Origin of the sequence: Flavobacterium crocinum, from assembly GCF_003122385.1 — a bacterium.
Classification (GTDB): domain Bacteria; phylum Bacteroidota; class Bacteroidia; order Flavobacteriales; family Flavobacteriaceae; genus Flavobacterium; species Flavobacterium crocinum.
Window position 1 is genome coordinate 5,633,232 of the sequence record NZ_CP029255.1, and the last position, 17,747, is coordinate 5,650,978.

The following is a 17,747-nucleotide window of genomic DNA, read 5'->3' on the forward strand; positions in this document are numbered from 1 at the left end:
ATGTGTTAAAATATTTTTTAAAAAAAATTTCACCTAAAGAATTAAAGTATAAACTAAAAAGCCTTTCAGAATCTTCCGAAAGGCTTTTCTCTTCAAAAACAATAAAATTATAACCTTTTATAAGCTTATAATGTTTCGTTTAAAACGGCAACTGCCTCTTTCCAGTTATTTACCCTCAAATGATGTGTTTGGTTCACATTATGAAATGCTGTAAACATAATTGGTTTTCCGATACAATAATCCAGATTTTTACAGTGATCATCTATCATATAATCGGTATTGATGATTCTTTTACTTCCGCATAGAACAATATTTTCCCATTTAATAAAAGGAAAATATTCTCCAAGCCAGGCCACTTTTTCTGCAAGAGAAACCGGAAATTCTGTCGCGGCAGAAACAATAAAAATTTCAAAATTCTTTTGTAACTCTCGCACACTTTCAACCGCATCCTGCATTACAGGCAAGGTTCTGAAAAAATTATCCTTATTTAAAACTTTAAATAACAAATCTCTTTCCTTAAAAGCCTCTTCTTCACTTAAACCCTGAATACTTTCTTTGGTTAAACTAGTTCCGTAAGCTGTATTATAGTGATCTATTAGCTGAGATTCAAAATCAGCCAGTACGCCGTCCATATCGATTGCAATTGTTTTCTTTTTCATTGTAAAATTATTTTGCGGTAAAATTATGCAAAAATTGCAATATATTGCAATTTTTAACGTATTTTTGCAATATAAAACCGCAAAAAGAAATGAAAAAGGAAGAACGTCAAAAAGCCATTTTAGAGTACTTAGCTAAAGAACATCGCGTAACCTCCATAGAATTAAGCGAATACCTGAGCGTTTCAGAAGACACCATAAGACGTGATTTAAAGGAGCTTTCAGATCAGGGACTTTTAAAAGCAGTTCGCGGCGGCGCGGTTGCCCCTTCTCCTATTCCGTTACATTACAGAAAAAGAGAAAAACACGATATCGAAAACAAAAAGATTATTGCCCAAAAAGCGATTTCTTATTTAAAAGACGGACAAGTCGTTTTTATTGATGGAGGGACAACTTCTTTAGCTTTAGTAGCAAGCTTTCCTTACGATCTAAAATTAACGGTTATTACCAATAGTTTTCCGGTCGCCTCGTTAGTGGAAGATTTACCTAACATTGATTTAATTTTTGCGGGCGGTAAAATGTGTAAAACTTCTTTTACCACTTCAAGTATTGAAACAATGGATTTTTTTAGAAATTTCAGAGCCGATGTCTGCATTTTAGGAATCTGCAGTATTCATCACGAACGCGGTATTACAGGGATTTTATATGATGATTCGATGCTTAAAAAGAATATGGTTCAAAATTCCAATTTTGTAATCGCATTGAGTTCGATAGAAAAAGTAGAAACTGCCGAATCTTATTTTGTTTGCCCAATAAAAGACATAAATGTTTTGGTAACGAATGTTTCGCCGGAAGAAGAAATTTTAAAAGCCTACAAAAACACCGGATTAACAATTCTGTAATCTTTTGAAATAATAAGGAGCTATTTCCAGCCATCCGCTATATCTTTCCTTGCCTAAAGAAGGCAAGCAAAGGATGCCGCTTCTGTCTGGGCTAGGGTAATCAGTTTCATAAGATGCAATAGGTTAATATATTTTTAAACCGCAAAAAAGCCTTTCAGAATTTTACTCCTGAAAGGCTTTCTTTCTCTACAAATTAATTGGCGAAATTATTTCCATCTGTCACCAATACCTCGTAAATCTTCGTATGATAAGTTTTTCCTTAATTTTCTCTCATTTTTTTATAACGTGAAATTTAATAAAATAAATTAGACTGGTCAAGCATATCGCCACACGAAAGGATTCGTGCGTGAGCGGGGCTTTTGTTGTAATTCGCAATAGGCACGAGCGGGGCGCTCGCGCCAGCGGGGATACACTATCTTTTATTAAAGTTTTTTTGTATTAGAAGTAATTGTAACTTCTTCATTTGAAACAATTTCTTTTATAGTAATAGGTTCTTTCTCTCTACAAGAAATTATTAAGAGGGCAAACGCATAAAAATATATTCTTTTCATAAATTATATTGGTAAGAGTTATTGATTAATGAAAATACTATCAATGACTGTTATTATTTTATCTTCATTCTCTAATTTTTGGAAGTAGTGAAAAAGAGTGTAAGAAAGTGGAGATTGGAAATTAATTTGATTTCTTTTTAAATCAATTATTTCATCTATAGTTTTAAATTCGCCTCTCAATAATTTATCCAGTATTTCTTGATTTATTTGAGTTGTTTTATATTTATATCTATCTTCTTAAGATCCACTAGTTAATAAAAAATCATTGATACCACCAATACCTTTATCTTTTGCTTTTTCTGCTAATTCATAAATTACATTATCCCATGTTTCTATAATGGATTCACTAATACTTGGCATAACTAATGTTACAATAAAATCTATAGGAGCAAAACCAGTCATAATAGTTTTTGGATCTTCATCCATTGCAAAACTTATTACATCTGATGCAAAATCGAATATTCCTAATAACTCTTTAGAAGACTACCAATTAATTTTTCTTTTCACATAAACTTTTTTTTCACCTTTCAACCAAACCCCCAATACAATTGAATCATTAATTTTATTAAAATCATTGACCATATGGTGATTCTCGATATTAAATTTATCATATGATATTAGTTTTATAGTATCTCCAATTTTAAATTTTCTATAGATCGGTTTATATTGTATTTTTTAAGCAATTCTTTTGCATCATTTTTTGAAATTAAATGATTTCTTTCTTTTATAAGAATATGAATTGATTCGTTAGATGATAAGTATGGCATTAATGAATGAATAGGTTTTGTTTTATCATTTTTATTAAAAACTTGGTAATCGATAAAATCATCTAATAAACGTTTTCCATCCAGAAGGTAGAAAATATCAATATCAATAATTTCAGAAGATTTTTTAATTACTTCAAATTCACTTGGAATACTGATACAAATACTATCTTTTATCAGAGGATTTTTCAAACTTGGTAGAATCGTTACTATTTCTTTTGAATCTATCTGCTTAATTTCTATGGGGTCATTTTGTTTACAAGAAGCTAATAAATAAAATATAGTATATAAGTATGCTTTTCTCATTTTTTTTTAATTTTAATTTATAAAAATAGTATCTACGCATGTTACTGTATTTTCTTCTGAATTTTTAGATTGTTTTTTATAGTGAAAAATACTATAAATAAACATAGATTGATTGTAATTATTTTTAATCATTTCATCATCTTTTAAAATTTTTAATTCTTCAATCGTTTTTATTTCACCTTTTAATAATTTATCTAACAATATTTGGTTAATTTCAGTAATATTAAATTCATATCTTTTCTCTTTCCCGCCAGGACTTTGTAAAAACTCATTAATACCTCTAATACCTTTATCTTTAGCTTTTTCTGCTAATTCGAATACAACATTATCCCATGTTTCTATAATGGATTCACTAATACTAGGCATAACCAATGTTACAAGAAAATCTAACGGTGCAAAACCAGTGATAATAGTTTTTGGATCTTCATCCATGGCAAAACTTATTACATCTGATGCAAAATCGAATATTCCTAATAATTCTTTAGAAGCTTTTGCTATGGTGTTAAATGTGCCAACTTCTTTAAAATAATCTATTTGGCTTATTCATTACTTGATTTTTTTACCAATTTATTTTTTTTCTATTTGTGAAAATTAAATCTCCTTTGTTATAATTTGACAAAATTATTGAATCATTCTGGTGGTTAATAAATTGTTTCATTGTGATTGGATTCTCTTTTTTGAATCTATTAAAACTTATAATTTTAACAGACTTTTGAATTTCAATTATATTTTTATCAATCTTATATTTTGAAAAAATTTTTCGAGCCTCATTTTTGGTTATATATATATAATTTTCTCTAATAATTAAATGTAATTCTTCTTGCTGTTTTATTTTCCTTTCTGTTTTCAAAATTTCATCGTGTTGATTTTTATCGTAAACTATAAAATCATCTAAATCTTTTAAGAGTTTACCATTATGAGTCATATAAATAATAGATTTATCAATTTCTGTATCTAAATTATTAATAATTTTATATTCTATTGGGATCTCTAAAATTAGAGAGTCTTTATTTTTGTAATCACTTTATATATATATATATATTCATTACTTTCCAATTGTTGTAATGTTACAAAAGCTTTATTTTGACAAGCTGATATAAGAAATAATATAATTATTGAGTGAAATTTCATACAATTTAGTTATTAATAAATATTGAATCAATTGTTGTAATATATTTGTCTTCATCTTGATTATATACGGAGCTATAGAAAAGAGTATACATCATAGAAAATTCATTTTGTTTATTTTTATTTTTTAAGTCCCTCAATTGGTCAATTGTTTTTATTTCTCCTCTGAGTAATTTATTCAATACGATTTGATTTATTTCTAAAATATTGAACCCATACCTACTTTGTTGTCCACTACTGGTTAATAAAAAATCATTAATACCACGAATACCTTTATCTTTTGCTTTTTCGGCCAATTCGTACACAGGACGATCCCAAGATTCAATTATAGACTCACTAATACTTGGCATAACTAATGTTACAAGAAAATCTAAAGGAGTAAAACCAGTCATAATAGTTTTTGGATCTTCATCCATGGCAAAACTTATTACATCTGATTTAGATTTTACCAATTGATTTTAATTTTTGTTGGTTTGTAAATTTCCTCTCCCTTTTTTCTAGTCGTAATAATTATAGTACCTCCCACTTTTCTTAGGTCGTTTAAAATGAAAGAGTTTTCTTTTCGAAATTGATTGTAAGAAATTAATTTTATTGTGTCACCTAATTTAAAATCTTCTAATGAATGATTTATATTATAACGTTTTAATAATTCTCTAGCATAATTTTTAGATATTAAATGATTCTTTTCTCTAAGAATAATTCTAAGTGGTTTTTCTACTGATAAATAAAACTTTAAATTGTTTATTGGCTTATTATTAATAAACATTTCAAATTCTGAAATTTGCATTAAATTTTTTTGATTTATTACGTAATATAAATCAATGGATTCTAAAGAGGAATCATATGTTTCTATTTCAAACTCTGCTGGAATATTTATTGAGACACTATCTTTTGCATCTATTTTTTTTAGATTTGGAGTAATAGTAACAATTTGATCTGAAATAATTTGCTTTATGGTAATAGGTTCTTTTTTTTTACAGGAATTTATAGCGCATATTGTAAAGGCTAACAAAATTATTTTTTTCATTGTATTATTTATAAGTTAATAAATATGCAATCAATTATAGTTGCTTCTTCATCTTTATCTTTCTCTTTTTGTTTGTAATAAAAAAGTATGTAAGAGGGAGAAGATGAAAAATTATTGTTCTCTCTTTGTAAGTTTTGTAAATCGTCTATTTTTTTTATTTCTTCTTTAAGTAATTTATCAAGTATAATTTGATTTATTTCTAAAAAATTATATCCATACCTACTGTCTTTTCCAGCATTAGTTAATATAAAATCATTAATTCCTCGTACTCCTTTATCTTTTGCTTTTTCAGCTAAATCAAAAACAACATTGTCCCATGTTTCGATTATAGATTCTGTGATACTTGGGGAAATTATTGCGACAAGAAAATCTAACGGTGCAAAACCAGTCATAATACTTTTTGGATCTTCATCCATTGCAAAACTTATTACATCAGAGGCAAAATCGAATATTCCTAGTAATTCTTTAGAAGCTTTTGCTATGGTGTTAAATGTGCCAACTTCCTTAAAATAATCAAGCTGGCTTATTCCTTTTGTCGTCACTATTTTTCCATCTTTTCTATAACCAAAATTTCCTGCCTTCGTAACTTCATAAAGTTCACCGCTATTGTCGTAAACTGGTTTAGTATATATTTTACGGCTAAATTCTATTTTACCCATATTGTTTGCCAAATATCCTCTCTTCAATTGTCTTACCCCCCGCTCCCGCACGAATCCTTTCGTGTGGTAAGTTTCCGCTTAATCTAAATTTTTACTGTTTTATAAATTAAAGTTTAATAAAGAAAATTAGACTTGACCTGCATACCTCCACACGAAAGGATTCGTGCGGGAGCGGGGTATTTATTAATCATGAATACTATATATGTAAATACTCTTCATTTATTTACCAGGACCACCTATTCCAGCTTTATTCCATATTTCTTCATCTAAAAAAGCGCCATTTTTATCATATTTTCTAATTTCTGTGGTGTGGAGAGTTTCAATTGTTATTATTTTCTCACCACTTGCCGTAATCCTCACTATTTCAATAATGTCTCCGCAATAATAGACATCGCTGTCATGAATTAGACTATTCTTAAAATCATATAAAGTAGCTTTATCTACAAAGCCATCTGTCACTATGTATTTAATCGTATATGTTTCACCACGCTTTATAAACTTTTCATCAAGTTTTCCGTCAATTTTGCCAGCTTTATTTATTGAAAATTTTGTAAAAAAATCATCGTATTTAATTATGTAATTTCCTTCTTTTAATATTGTGTCTCTAGCGAGATCATAACGGTTTTTATATTTACTAGCCAGAACAGAAAACTTATAAGTTACTGAGTTAAGTCTAACTTGAAAAGTCTCTTTATTTAAGGGTGAGAAATCAATATCTTTTTGTTGAGAGAAAACGAACTGTTGTGTTAAAAACACGAATACAATTATAAATTTCATATTTTTTAGTCTTTAATTTACTCTGCAAAATGTGTTACGATATTTTGCAGAATTATTGTTAATTCTGCTTAGTAGCATGATAAATTTTACGTAGCCTTTTACCAATTGATTTTTTTTGAAGTATAAAAATTCTCATCCTTACCTCTCATTGCTTTAAAATCAATTGAATCAGGATTTTTATTTTTACTTTTATTGTATGTTTCGAAATGCTGGTTGGCAAAGAAGAAGTTTAAGTTTCTATTATTTTTTATTTTTGAGATCAATTCTTTTAGTAAAATTTGTTCTATAATACTTTTCCATTTGTTCTCGATTCATATTTTTAATAGTGTCAAATACATCAATATAGATTTGCTCATTACTATTAAATCTTGTCTCAATAAACATTGGCATACCTAAATTTCTATTATCATAGAAGTAGATGTTAAATCTTTTATTTTCGTCTGCTTTATACAAACTATCAATTACTTTTTTATTTATGGGAACATTAAGAGTTTCTGATAAAAATTTAAATTGTTCGCTATAATCATTATAATCAAGTTCATTAAAATTAAATTTACAATGCAATTTCTCTTCGATAAATTGATGTCTTTTGTAATAGTAAAAAGTCCTGCTAAAAAAGGGGAAAATACTAGCCCTATATTTAAGCTGTAGATTATTAAACGATTCTTTATATTCATCATAATAAAGATCACTATATTCATTATAATAAAGATTACTCAATTCGAAGGCTGCAGTATTGTAAGTTAAGTCAGTAACATTCCCACTATTTCCATCATCAAATGAATTTAGTCGAATCATTTTTAATCTATTGTTTTTAATTTCAATTTTATAAGGGATGTATACGTTGATGACCTTTTCCCAGTCTTCATTTAGATCTACACTAAACTTTATTGGAACATTAGTTGCTCTTTCTTCTTTTATTGTAATTGGTTTTTTAAAATAATTCCACATTATTACAATTAAAAAGCAAGTTATAATAGTGATAAAAGTCTTTTTGTATTTTTTCATATCTACCAATTGATTTTTTTATCTAGAAAGAAAAAATATTTCTCACCTCTAGTTACCTTAAAACTAATAGAGTCATTAATCTTAGTGATATTTTTAATTATTTCTTTATTCTCTTTTTTGAATTTATCATAAGTTGTCAGTTTTATAGTATCACCAAACTTTAAATTGTCTAAAGACCTATTGATATGGTATTTTTTTAATAATTCTTTAGCCTCTTTTTTTGAAATCAGATGGTTTCTTTCTTTCAGAATTATATTAATTATTTTCCTGCTGTGTGATAAATCATTAGCATTTAAATTAGATATGGGATGTGTCTTATTTCGCTTGTTATAAACCTGATAATCAAAAGTATCATCATATTGACTTTTGCCATTAACTATATAATTCCAAGTTATATAAGAGACTTTCGAGGAGTTTATGTGAATTTCCAGTTCTATTGGAATACTCAAAGAAAGACTATCTTTTATTAAAGGGTTTTTAAGACTTGGTAAAATAGTTACTGCCTCTTGAGAATCAATTTGCTTAACATCGATTGGTGCTCTTGAGTTACAGGAAAAAAGTATAATAATTAACAATGTAAATATAAGTTGTTTCATATTTTTAAAATTATTCATTTATAAAAATGGAATCTATGTAAGTAGTTTGCTCTTTAGTCTTTTCGTCTTCTTTTGTAAAATGCAAGATTGTATATATTAATATTGATTTGTCATAGTTACTTTTTATTAATCGAATTTCTTGCATATTTTTTAACTCCTGTAAAGTTTTAATTTCTCCTTTTAATAGCTTATTTAATATTTCCTGATCGATAACGCTATATTCATAGTTCCCATATTTTTCTTCATTAAATAATTTTCCCTTTGCCAATTCATAAATTCCTCTAAGTCCATTGTCTTTTGCTTTTTCAACATCATATGCGACAATATCATCCCATACTTTTTCAATAGGTTTACTTATGCTTGGATAAACCACCGCATTCAAAAAGTCTAAAGGAACAAACATCGTTGTAAGAGTCTCCATTTTTCCATCCATTCCAAATTTGATTGTATCTATACTGTTTATGATGAAGTTCAATTTTTCCGCATTTTTTAATATTGCATTACGTACCCCAACCTGTTTAAAATAATCCAATTGGCTTATTTATTATTTTGTTTTTCTTACCAATTGATTTTTTTCACCACATAAAAATTCTCTTTCTTACCTCTCATTGCTTTAAAATGAATAGAATCAGGAATTTTATTAAAGTCATTAATGAGTGTTTTATTTTCATTTCTAAACTTATCATAAGTGGTCAGTCTTATTATATCATGTGATTTTAAATTTTCTAAAGATTTGTTGATATTATATTTTTTGAGAAGTTTTTGTGCATCCCTTTTAGAAATTAAATAGTTATTTTGTTTAATAATAATATTTATCAGTTTATTGTTAGCTAAATCTGAATCTATTTGAAATATTTGCTTTGTTTTGTCTTGTTTATTGTAAACCTCATAATCAAAAGCATCATCCATTAATGTTTTTTTATCAACTCGATAGAACCAAACGACATATCTAGTAGAAGAATCCATATTTACTTCAAATTCTAATGGAATGCTTATTCGTATGCTGTCTTTTGTTGCGCTACGATCTTTATAATTATCTTCTAGGATTACCATCTCTTTAGATATAATTTGTGTGATTTCAATAGGTTCTTTAAATTCGCAAGAAATCAAACTCAAACCCAATAATAATACATATAGATATTTCATGATTTTAATTATTAGTTAATAAAAATTGCATCAACGTATGTAATTTCTTTGTCCGTATCTTTATCTGTTTTTGTGTAATGAAAAATAGTATATAACAAAGTATCTTCGTATTCATATTTATCCATTGTTTCTTTAAGGGTTGTTTCAGAATGTCGCATTTCTTTTAAAGTTTTAATTCTTCCTTGAATTAAATTATCTAGAGTTTTTTGACCTATTCTTGTATATTTATAATCTCCATAGTTATCTTTCTTGAACCATGTAGCATTTGCTAAATTATAAATACCTCTGAGTCCTTTATCTTTTGCTTCTTCAACAGCATCTAAAACCATTCCATCCCATACTTTTTCAATAGGTTTACTAATACTTGGATATACGACAGCATTCAAAAAGTCTAAAGGAACAAACATTGTGGTAAGAGTCTCCATTTTTCCATCCATTCCAAATTTTATTGTATCGATGCTATTTATAATGAAGTTTAATTTTTCAGCATTTTTTAATATTGCATTACGTATCCCAACCTGTTTAAAATAATCCAATTGACTTATTCCTTTAGTAGTTACAACTTTACCTTCTTTTTTATAACCAAAATTGGCTGCTTGGGTAATTTCGTACAATTCACCGCCATTATCAAATACAGGTTTAGTATAAATTCTACTACTGTATTCTAACTTACCCATATTATTTACAAGATGTCCTTTTTTAAGTTGTTTTATTGCAATAGAAAATCTAAGTTTATCACTATGTTTAACCATTTCCTCTCGCAATTCGAACATCGCATTGTTTTTTATATTCTCACAAATCTTGTCCATTACATTCTCAAGTTCTTTTGATGGCTCTTCAGTAGCTACTATACCTGCTGAGAAGACTATTATCTCTCCATCTGCAGACCTGATTTCTGGAAAACCATAGCCTTCAAAGGCAGGCTTTATAAACAAAGTTGTTTTAGAACGATATACATCAAGTATATTGTTGTTAGATTTCCAGTAAGTATTATGATATTTCCAAGTCCAGTAAAATTCAAGACAGCTGTTAATACTTCCTTTTTCATCTTTTTTAATTTCAATGTGCCATTTTGGGTTCAAATACAATTCTATTGTTATTCTGTGCTGTCCGTTTACTTCTCTAACCATAACGGTTTTGAAAACCATTTGTCCATCAAATTTTGGATTATCAAAGATGGTCAGATCTTTAAAAGGAGTGTTTTTATCCCAAAGCTGAAAGGTTATGCTTGTTCCAACAGGGATGCTTTCACTTACATTTAATTGAAAATAAACCGTTTCTTCCAAATAGGCTTTTGGCCAATTGGAGTCTTGTTCTGGTATGTTTCTCATTCCTTCATAATCCGGACTCCACCAGCCTGAGAAAGCTTTTTCTGGTTCTTCTCTAACTGGTCTGGGTTCTGGCTCTCCATAAGTATATTCTTGAGCATAATAATCGATACGCCCGTTGGAGTTTATTTCTATTTCGTTGGCAAATTCTCTTGTTGTTCCTCTTACAATATAAGTGGCATTGCCACCGACATATCTAGTCTTAGTCATAACTTTTAGTTATTAGCGTCCTGTTAATTAGTTTTGTGTTGTATCCTCAGAACTATTATTTTTTATAGTTGTATCAGAATGAAATTCATGTCCATTTTCACTTTGATGCCTGTTTTTTCCTGCAACTGTATAGTTTTTATCTTTCTTTATATCTGAATTTAAATCTCCATCGATAAATTCATCATGATTACCACGCACATAAAACATGCTGTTCCCTATAACATTTGTATTTAACATCCCTCCAACATTTGTAGATTTATTAATTGTTGCTGTTTCAGAAATATTCATTCCAGCATTAGTAGTAATACTCTCAGAAGCATTTATTATTAAATTTTTACAATTAAGGGTCAATGTTTCCGGAACAGTTATAGTAGTACTTTTTGTTTCTTCATTCATATGTAGTTCATTACCGCTCGGATCAGAAAGCCAGATTCCCACTTTTTCTATAAACTTAAACAGCATTCCAAATCGAAGTTTCCAGCCTTTTATCATATTCTTCGGGTCAAAAAACTCCGGTTTTTCTTTTCCGTTGTAATACGTACCTGAAACATACGGGCATTCGGCATTGCCTCCCTGAAAACTAACCTGAACCTCTTCGCCAATTTCAGGTCTGAAATAACCGCCCTTTCCTGATCCGGCATATAGCTGTGTTACGCGCATCCATTCGCTCTCATTGCCCCAGCCATTCCAATAATATTGCACTTTAACACGTCCCAGACCTTCGGGATCGTTATTGTCAGTTATTTTTGCAGGCTGTGCTTCGGCAAAAGCGAATACATTTACATTGGTATAATGTGGTACCACAACATCAGATGGAATGGCTTTGAACTCACATTTGTAATCACCATTTACTTGAGAATGATGAATAACTTCTACGGCTATCAGGCTATGTTCGACTGTTTTATTTTGAATGCTAAAAACCTGTCCGACACCAATTGGAAAATAGGATATACCACTGTAAAAAACACAATTGGCATTATGCGCCGAAGTTTGCAGTTTGACCATTTCATCAATTTCCTCTTTGTTCTGCGCATTATTGGTATAAGTACCTACATTTAATTCTTTTGTTGTTACGGCTAACTGATTCCAAACCATTGAGGAAGTAAATCTATCTCGGCTTCCATTATCATTAACCAATGCCGAATTCCGAATGTTTGATGCCGTGAGGTAATCATAACTTCCAAAAGAACTTTTATGCGAAAACAGATTGGTTTCTATTGTAAACTCATGCAGTGACGAACCGTTAATTAGTTTAATATTGGTGGCTTTAGTTTCTCCAAACTGCATTCGCATTCCGTCAAAATAAAACCATTGTCCATAGCGTTCAGAGAGACGTTTTATGAAATTAAAGCTGGTTTCGTTATACTGTGGTTTAAAAGAAAAACTTTTGGTATAAGTTGGTCTAATGGCTTGTGTCTGATAAAATTCATCGGATTGGGTTTCTGCAAATATTTCAAGTGCAATCTGCTGAAGATTTTTATCTAGAAAAATTCTTGATTTAGGACCGTCCTCAAGAAAAACAGTATGACTTATTCCGTAAACATGAAGGCCTGCCGGACTGCCATGACGATCTATTGATTTTAAGCCTCGAACTATACCTTTAGACATTAACTTAATTCCGTTGACTTTAAAAGTAAAAATAACTTCACTTCCAATATATTTTGAAACTGCATTGGCTTGTTTTTCAGGATCAATTACAGCTTCTGCAGTGTATTGCCAGACAAAAGAAAAGTAATGGTGGTTTGCCATTGACTGTGTCAGCTTTAAATCATAGTAAACAATGTTTTTTTTAAAAGTGCTGATCGAAATATGAACTTGTTCTGAAAATTTACTCATAGCTTATAAGTTTTAGTTAATTACAATTGTTTTAAACTTATATTTAGTAAAACAATCACAAAGCCTCTAAAAGCTATAATTATGACAGAATATGTTTTATTTTAAAAGTTAAGGATTTGAATCTATCAGAATTTTTCAAAACACAAAAAAGCCTTTCAGAATTTTACTCCTGAAAGGCTTTCTTTCTCTACAAATTAATTGGCAAAATTATTTCCATCCGCCGCCCAGGTCTCTGTAAACATGAACTGCAGCATTAAGTTGTTCTTTTTTAGTATCAATTAATTCCAGTTTAGCTTCTAATGCATCTCTCTGCGTCATTAAAACCTCAAAATAATCTACTCTGGCCGATTTAAACAAATCGTTTGAAACATCAATAGAAGTATTTAAAGCGTCCACTTGTTTTGATTTAAGATCGTAGCCTTTTTGAAGATTTTCAATCTTAGACAATTGATTGGATACTTCTAAATAAGCATTTAAAACCGTACGATCGTAATTGTACAATGCCTGAAGCTGTCTTGCGTTTGCACTTGCAAATTCTGCTTTGATTGCATTTCTGTTAATCAAAGGCGCTACAAGATCTCCTGCCAAAGAATATAAAAGCGATTCCGGCATTGTAAACAAATAAGAAGGTTTAAAAGCATTTACTCCTATCGCTGCAGTAATATCCAGAGAAGGATAAAACTCAGCACGAGCTACTTTCACATCTAATTTTGAAGCCACCAATTCCAATTCTGCCTGCTTAACATCCGGGCGATTCTGTAACAACTGAGAAGGAATTCCAGAAGTTACAACAGCTGGTAATAAACTTAAGAAATTAGTATTGTTTGTTCTTTTTATTTCCTGAGGATATCTACCCAACAAAAAGTTGATTTTGTTTTCGGTCTCTTTTATCTGCTGTAAGATATCAAACTCCATGCTTTGTGAAGTTAAAACCTCAGCTTCAAATTTCTTAACTCCTAATTCAGTTGCTCTTGCTGCCTGTTTTTGAACTTTTACAATTTCCAAAGCATTAGTCTGCAATTTGATGGTTTGTTTTACAATATCCAACTGATTGTCCAAAGCCATTAATTCGTAATAAGAATCAGCTACTTCAGCGATAAGATTTGTAATTACGAAGTTTTTACCTTCAACTGTAGCCAAGTATCTGTTTAAAGCTGCTTTTTTAGAATTACGCAGTTTTTTCCAGATATCTACTTCCCAGTTTGCATAAGCTGAAATCGTAAAATCTCCCAACGGATCTGGTGTTTCAACTCCTGGTTTAATTTCCGTTGTAGCATCACCCGCACCCTGGCTTGTATATCTTCCCACTTTTTCTACTCCGGCGCCGGCACGTAAACCTGCTGTTGGTAATAAAAGTCCTTTTTTTACACGGATATCATTTTTTGCTATTTCGATTTCCTGCAAAGTAATATTTAGTTCCTGATTATTTTTAAGAGCAACATCTATTAAATCTACCAGATTCTGATCCTTAAAATAATCTTTCCAGTTTAATGCTGCCGTATTATTGTTAGCATCCTGAGCCTGGGTTGTCGAACCAAACGATTCAGGTACTGGTGCACTTGTAGTTACTGCTGCCTCAGGTGCAGGGGTTTTACACCCTGCAACTGTTAGACATACAGCTAATGCAATGCTATATTGATATGTTTTGATTTTATACATGATTGTTATCAATTTCTTCTGTTAATGGATTCTCTTCTTCATGTTTTACCAGTTTATGTTTCTCGGCAATCTTAGCGAAGATGAAATACAATCCCGGAATTACGAATACTCCGCAAATAGTTCCGATAAGCATACCTCCGGCAGCAGCAGTACCAATAGTTCTATTTCCAATTTTACCAGGACCTGTTGCAAAAGCAAGTGGTAATAAACCGGCGATAAATGCAAACGAAGTCATCAAAATTGGACGGAACCTTGCTTTTGCTCCTTCCATTGCAGATTGTAAAACAGATAATCCTGCTGCATGTCTCTGAATCGCAAACTCTACAATCAATACGGCATTTTTACCTAATAAACCAATCAACATAACCATCGCAACCTGAGCATAAATGTTGTTTTCTAATCCTGTCAATTTCAATAAAAGGAAAGCTCCGAAAATACCTGCCGGCAAAGAAAGAATTACGGATAATGGCAGAATAAAACTTTCGTACTGCGCCGCTAATACTAAATAAACGAATCCTAAACAGATTAAGAATACCCAAATAGCCTGATTACCCTGAGCCACCTCATCGGCAGAAATACCTGCCCAATCAATATCATACCCTCTTGGTAATTTTTCAGCAGCTATTTTCTGAATCACTTTAATCGCTGTTCCTGAACTATAACCCGCAGCCGGAGAACCACTGATCTGAGTTGAGGTATACATATTATGACGAGTGATTTCTGAAAGTCCGTACACTTTTTCCAGTTTCATAAAAGCAGAAAAAGGTACCATTTCATCACGATCATTTTTCACATACAGTTTTAAGATATCATCCGGCTGTGCACGATATTCCGGTGAAGCCTGAACAATTACTTTATAGTTGATACCGAATTTAATAAAACTGATTTCGTAGTTACTTCCCACAAGAGTTGACAAAGTATTCATGGCATTTTCGATAGAAACACCTTTTTGTTGTGCCAAATCGTTATCAACTTTCATCATGTACTGAGGGAAACTAGAACTATAGAAACTAAATACGTTTGTTAATTCCGGTTGTTTGTTCAATTCCGCAACGAAGTCGTTGTTAACCTGCTCCATTCTCTTATAATCAACAGAACCGGTTTTATCTAACAAACGAAGCTCAAATCCTCCCGCAGCTCCATATCCAGGTACAGCAGGCGGTTGGAAAAACTCGATATTAGCTCCTGTAATATCTTTACATTTTTCCTCCATTTCGTGCATAATCTCCAAAACAGATTCTTTACGATCGCTCCAGTCTTTAAGGTTCACCAAACACGTTCCTGAGTTGGCTCCTGTACCTTCAGACAGAATTTCGTAACCTGCTAATGAAGAAACTGATTTTACTCCGTCTATATCTTCTGCTATTTTCTGAACTCTCTCCGCAATATTATTAGTTCTTTCCAAAGAAGAACCCGGAGGTGTCTGAATTACAGCATAAAACATTCCCTGATCCTCATTTGGAATAAATCCTGAAGGAACCGAACTGCTTATTAACCATGTTCCAATACAGAAACCTACAAGTGCCACGATCGTAACCACTCTTCTGTCCACAATTTTACCTAACAGATTTTGATATTTACCTTGCGCTAAATTGAATTTTTCGTTAAAGGCATCAATAAATCTATTGGCAGGAGTTTTCTTTTTAGGCTGACCATGATTGTTTTTTAACATCATCGCACAAAGCGCCGGTGTCAATGTCAAAGCCACAATACCGGAAAGGATGATTGCTGTTGCCATCGTTACAGAAAACTGTCTGTAGAATACTCCAACAGGACCAGACATAAACGCAACCGGGATAAATACTGCTGCCATTAAGAATGTAATGGCAACAATTGCTCCTGCAATCTCATGCATTGCTTTTTTCGTTGCTTTAAATGGCGAGAGATGTTCTTCTTCCATCTTGGCGTGAACAGCCTCAATAACCACAATCGCATCATCGACGACGACTCCAATTGCCAATACCAAAGCAAACAATGTAATTAAGTTCAATGATATATCAAAGAATGTCATGAACACAAAAGTTCCTATCAGCGATACAGGTACCGCAATGGCAGGAATAACAGTAGAACGCCAGTCTCCTAAGAAAAGGAATACTACCAAACCTACCAGAATAAACGCTTCTACCAAAGTATGAATTACTTTTTCAATAGAAGCATCAAGGAATTTAGAAACGTCATACGAAATTTCATAATCCATTCCTTTTGGAAATCTTTGTTTGATTTTTTCCAATTTTGCTTTTACTTCTTCAATAACCTGATTCGCGTTACTACCAAAAGATTGTTTCAATACAATAGCCGCTGATGGTCTTCCATTCAAATTAGAATAGATATCATACATCGAGCTTCCAAATTCAACTTTAGCAACATCTTTCAATCTTAAAAGCTCTCCATTTGGATTTGCTTTAACTACGATATTCTCATATTGTTCTTTTGTTGTAAAACGTCCGGAATATTTCAATACATACTCAAATGCCTGAGAACGTTTACCGGAACTTTCTCCTGTTTTACCCGGAGAAGCTTCCAAACTCTGACTGGATAATGCTTCCATTACCTCATCAGCAGAAATTTTATAAGCTAACATACGATCTGGTTTTAACCAAATACGCATGGCATATTCACGTGTTCCTAAGATATCTCCTGAACCAATACCATTTACCCTTTTCAATTCAGAAAGTACGTTGATATCAGCATAGTTGTATAAGAACTTCATGTCGGTATTTTTGTCTGTACTGTAAAGATTCACGTACATCAACATACTTGGTACTTCTCTTGTAATTTTGATACCTTCACGAATTACCAAAGGAGGGAGTTTATTGGTAACCGAAGCGACACGGTTCTGAACGTTAATAGCTGCCTGATTCGGATCTGTTCCTAAGTTGAACACCACTTTAATCGTAGCTTCACCATCGTTTCCGGCATCAGAAGCCATGTATTTCATTCCCGGAACCCCGTTTAAGGCTCTTTCCAGAGGAATAACTACCGCCTTGATCATCAACTCACCGTTAGATCCCGGATAATCTGCGGTAACATTCACCATTGGAGGCGAAATGGTAGGGAATTGTGTAATTGGTAAATTCAATACGGACAAAACCCCTAAAAAGACAATTATCAGCGATATCACTATCGACAATACTGGTCTTTGAATAAATTTATTAAACATTTTTATATTTTTTTAATGATTAAATCAAAAGGAAATCAATAAGTCAGTACAGTCCTACGTTTCAAAATAAAACTGAATACTTAAAACTGCGACT

18 protein-coding genes are annotated in these 17,747 nt (G+C 31.2%); 1 reads left to right on the forward strand and 17 read right to left on the reverse strand.

The window, feature by feature from the left end; genetic code table 11:
* Positions 1-125: 125 nt before the first annotated feature.
* A complete protein-coding gene (locus HYN56_RS23845) occupies positions 126-659 on the reverse strand; it encodes a 5' nucleotidase, NT5C type (RefSeq protein ID WP_109194489.1) in 534 nt (177 codons plus the stop codon).
* A gap of 89 nt (positions 660-748) precedes the next feature.
* On the opposite strand from HYN56_RS23845, the gene HYN56_RS23850 reads away from it, so the two are divergent.
* Positions 749-1,498 carry a DeoR/GlpR family DNA-binding transcription regulator gene (locus tag HYN56_RS23850; protein ID WP_109194490.1) on the forward strand — a complete coding sequence of 250 codons (750 nt, stop codon included), beginning with the start codon at positions 749-751 and terminating at the stop codon, positions 1,496-1,498.
* 788 nt (positions 1,499-2,286) lie between these two features.
* Here HYN56_RS23850 and HYN56_RS23855 read toward each other — a convergent pair.
* The 16 genes from HYN56_RS23855 to HYN56_RS23930 all read right to left on the reverse strand — a co-directional run bounded on the left by HYN56_RS23855 (position 2,287) and on the right by HYN56_RS23930 (position 17,653).
* The gene (locus tag HYN56_RS23855; RefSeq protein ID WP_109194491.1) at positions 2,287-2,475 is read right to left on the reverse strand and encodes a hypothetical protein; all 189 of its coding nucleotides are present in this window, start codon (positions 2,473-2,475) and stop codon (positions 2,287-2,289) included.
* A 197-nt stretch (positions 2,476-2,672) separates the two neighbouring features.
* Positions 2,673-3,119, reverse strand: coding sequence for a hypothetical protein (locus HYN56_RS23860; RefSeq protein ID WP_109194492.1), 447 nt, complete (start codon positions 3,117-3,119; stop codon positions 2,673-2,675).
* A 12-nt stretch (positions 3,120-3,131) separates the two neighbouring features.
* Entirely contained in the window at positions 3,132-3,551 is a 420-nt protein-coding gene (locus HYN56_RS23865; protein WP_109194493.1) for a hypothetical protein, read from the reverse strand.
* A 127-nt stretch (positions 3,552-3,678) separates the two neighbouring features.
* The gene (locus HYN56_RS23870) at positions 3,679-4,044 is read right to left on the reverse strand and encodes a hypothetical protein (RefSeq protein ID WP_109194494.1); all 366 of its coding nucleotides are present in this window, start codon (positions 4,042-4,044) and stop codon (positions 3,679-3,681) included.
* Positions 4,045-4,255: 211 nt separating this feature from the next.
* Positions 4,256-4,663, reverse strand: a complete 408-nt coding sequence (locus tag HYN56_RS23875; protein WP_146194635.1) for a hypothetical protein — start codon at positions 4,661-4,663, stop codon at positions 4,256-4,258.
* Positions 4,664-4,692: 29 nt separating this feature from the next.
* On the reverse strand, positions 4,693-5,274 hold the full coding sequence (locus HYN56_RS23880; RefSeq protein ID WP_109194496.1) for a hypothetical protein: 582 nt from the start codon (positions 5,272-5,274) through the stop codon (positions 4,693-4,695).
* An 8-nt stretch (positions 5,275-5,282) separates the two neighbouring features.
* The gene (locus HYN56_RS23885; protein WP_109194497.1) at positions 5,283-5,933 is read right to left on the reverse strand and encodes a hypothetical protein; all 651 of its coding nucleotides are present in this window, start codon (positions 5,931-5,933) and stop codon (positions 5,283-5,285) included.
* A gap of 219 nt (positions 5,934-6,152) precedes the next feature.
* Positions 6,153-6,710, reverse strand: coding sequence for a hypothetical protein (locus tag HYN56_RS23890; protein ID WP_109194498.1), 558 nt, complete (start codon positions 6,708-6,710; stop codon positions 6,153-6,155).
* A 240-nt stretch (positions 6,711-6,950) separates the two neighbouring features.
* Entirely contained in the window at positions 6,951-7,718 is a 768-nt protein-coding gene (locus HYN56_RS23895; RefSeq protein WP_109194499.1) for a hypothetical protein, read from the reverse strand.
* A gap of 2 nt (positions 7,719-7,720) precedes the next feature.
* Positions 7,721-8,314: a hypothetical protein gene (locus HYN56_RS23900; RefSeq protein ID WP_146194636.1), complete on the reverse strand. Its 594-nt coding sequence runs from the start codon at positions 8,312-8,314 to the stop codon at positions 7,721-7,723.
* 10 nt (positions 8,315-8,324) lie between these two features.
* Entirely contained in the window at positions 8,325-8,846 is a 522-nt protein-coding gene (locus HYN56_RS23905) for a hypothetical protein (protein WP_109194501.1), read from the reverse strand.
* A gap of 26 nt (positions 8,847-8,872) precedes the next feature.
* Entirely contained in the window at positions 8,873-9,460 is a 588-nt protein-coding gene (locus HYN56_RS23910) for a hypothetical protein (protein WP_109194502.1), read from the reverse strand.
* Between the two features lie 11 nt (positions 9,461-9,471).
* Positions 9,472-10,998: a hypothetical protein gene (locus tag HYN56_RS23915; protein WP_109194503.1), complete on the reverse strand. Its 1,527-nt coding sequence runs from the start codon at positions 10,996-10,998 to the stop codon at positions 9,472-9,474.
* A gap of 27 nt (positions 10,999-11,025) precedes the next feature.
* A complete protein-coding gene (locus tag HYN56_RS23920; RefSeq protein ID WP_109194504.1) occupies positions 11,026-12,834 on the reverse strand; it encodes a type VI secretion system Vgr family protein in 1,809 nt (602 codons plus the stop codon).
* 207 nt (positions 12,835-13,041) lie between these two features.
* Entirely contained in the window at positions 13,042-14,493 is a 1,452-nt protein-coding gene (locus HYN56_RS23925; protein WP_109194505.1) for a TolC family protein, read from the reverse strand.
* Positions 14,486-17,653, reverse strand: a complete 3,168-nt coding sequence (locus HYN56_RS23930) for an efflux RND transporter permease subunit (RefSeq protein WP_109194506.1) — start codon at positions 17,651-17,653, stop codon at positions 14,486-14,488. The genes HYN56_RS23925 and HYN56_RS23930 overlap by 8 nt, the downstream gene beginning before the upstream one ends.
* Positions 17,654-17,747: the final 94 nt, after the last annotated feature.

Bases quoted from the DNA above. Each gene is read 5' to 3' on its own strand.
- HYN56_RS23845 (WP_109194489.1), bottom strand. From the start codon at position 659: ATGAAAAAGAAAACAATTGCAATCGATATGGACGGCGTACTGGCTGAT.
- HYN56_RS23850 (WP_109194490.1), top strand. From the start codon at position 749: ATGAAAAAGGAAGAACGTCAAAAAGCCATTTTAGAGTACTTAGCTAAA.
- HYN56_RS23855 (WP_109194491.1), bottom strand. From the start codon at position 2,475: ATGGATGAAGATCCAAAAACTATTATGACTGGTTTTGCTCCTATAGAT.
- HYN56_RS23860 (WP_109194492.1), bottom strand. From the start codon at position 3,119: ATGAGAAAAGCATACTTATATACTATATTTTATTTATTAGCTTCTTGT.
- HYN56_RS23865 (WP_109194493.1), bottom strand. From the start codon at position 3,551: ATGGATGAAGATCCAAAAACTATTATCACTGGTTTTGCACCGTTAGAT.
- HYN56_RS23870 (WP_109194494.1), bottom strand. From the start codon at position 4,044: ATGACTCATAATGGTAAACTCTTAAAAGATTTAGATGATTTTATAGTT.
- HYN56_RS23875 (WP_146194635.1), bottom strand. From the start codon at position 4,663: ATGGATGAAGATCCAAAAACTATTATGACTGGTTTTACTCCTTTAGAT.
- HYN56_RS23880 (WP_109194496.1), bottom strand. From the start codon at position 5,274: ATGAAAAAAATAATTTTGTTAGCCTTTACAATATGCGCTATAAATTCC.
- HYN56_RS23885 (WP_109194497.1), bottom strand. From the start codon at position 5,933: ATGGGTAAAATAGAATTTAGCCGTAAAATATATACTAAACCAGTTTAC.
- HYN56_RS23890 (WP_109194498.1), bottom strand. From the start codon at position 6,710: ATGAAATTTATAATTGTATTCGTGTTTTTAACACAACAGTTCGTTTTC.
- HYN56_RS23895 (WP_109194499.1), bottom strand. From the start codon at position 7,718: ATGAAAAAATACAAAAAGACTTTTATCACTATTATAACTTGCTTTTTA.
- HYN56_RS23900 (WP_146194636.1), bottom strand. From the start codon at position 8,314: ATGAAACAACTTATATTTACATTGTTAATTATTATACTTTTTTCCTGT.
- HYN56_RS23910 (WP_109194502.1), bottom strand. From the start codon at position 9,460: ATGAAATATCTATATGTATTATTATTGGGTTTGAGTTTGATTTCTTGC.
- HYN56_RS23915 (WP_109194503.1), bottom strand. From the start codon at position 10,998: ATGACTAAGACTAGATATGTCGGTGGCAATGCCACTTATATTGTAAGA.
- HYN56_RS23920 (WP_109194504.1), bottom strand. From the start codon at position 12,834: ATGAGTAAATTTTCAGAACAAGTTCATATTTCGATCAGCACTTTTAAA.
- HYN56_RS23925 (WP_109194505.1), bottom strand. From the start codon at position 14,493: ATGTATAAAATCAAAACATATCAATATAGCATTGCATTAGCTGTATGT.
- HYN56_RS23930 (WP_109194506.1), bottom strand. From the start codon at position 17,653: ATGTTTAATAAATTTATTCAAAGACCAGTATTGTCGATAGTGATATCG.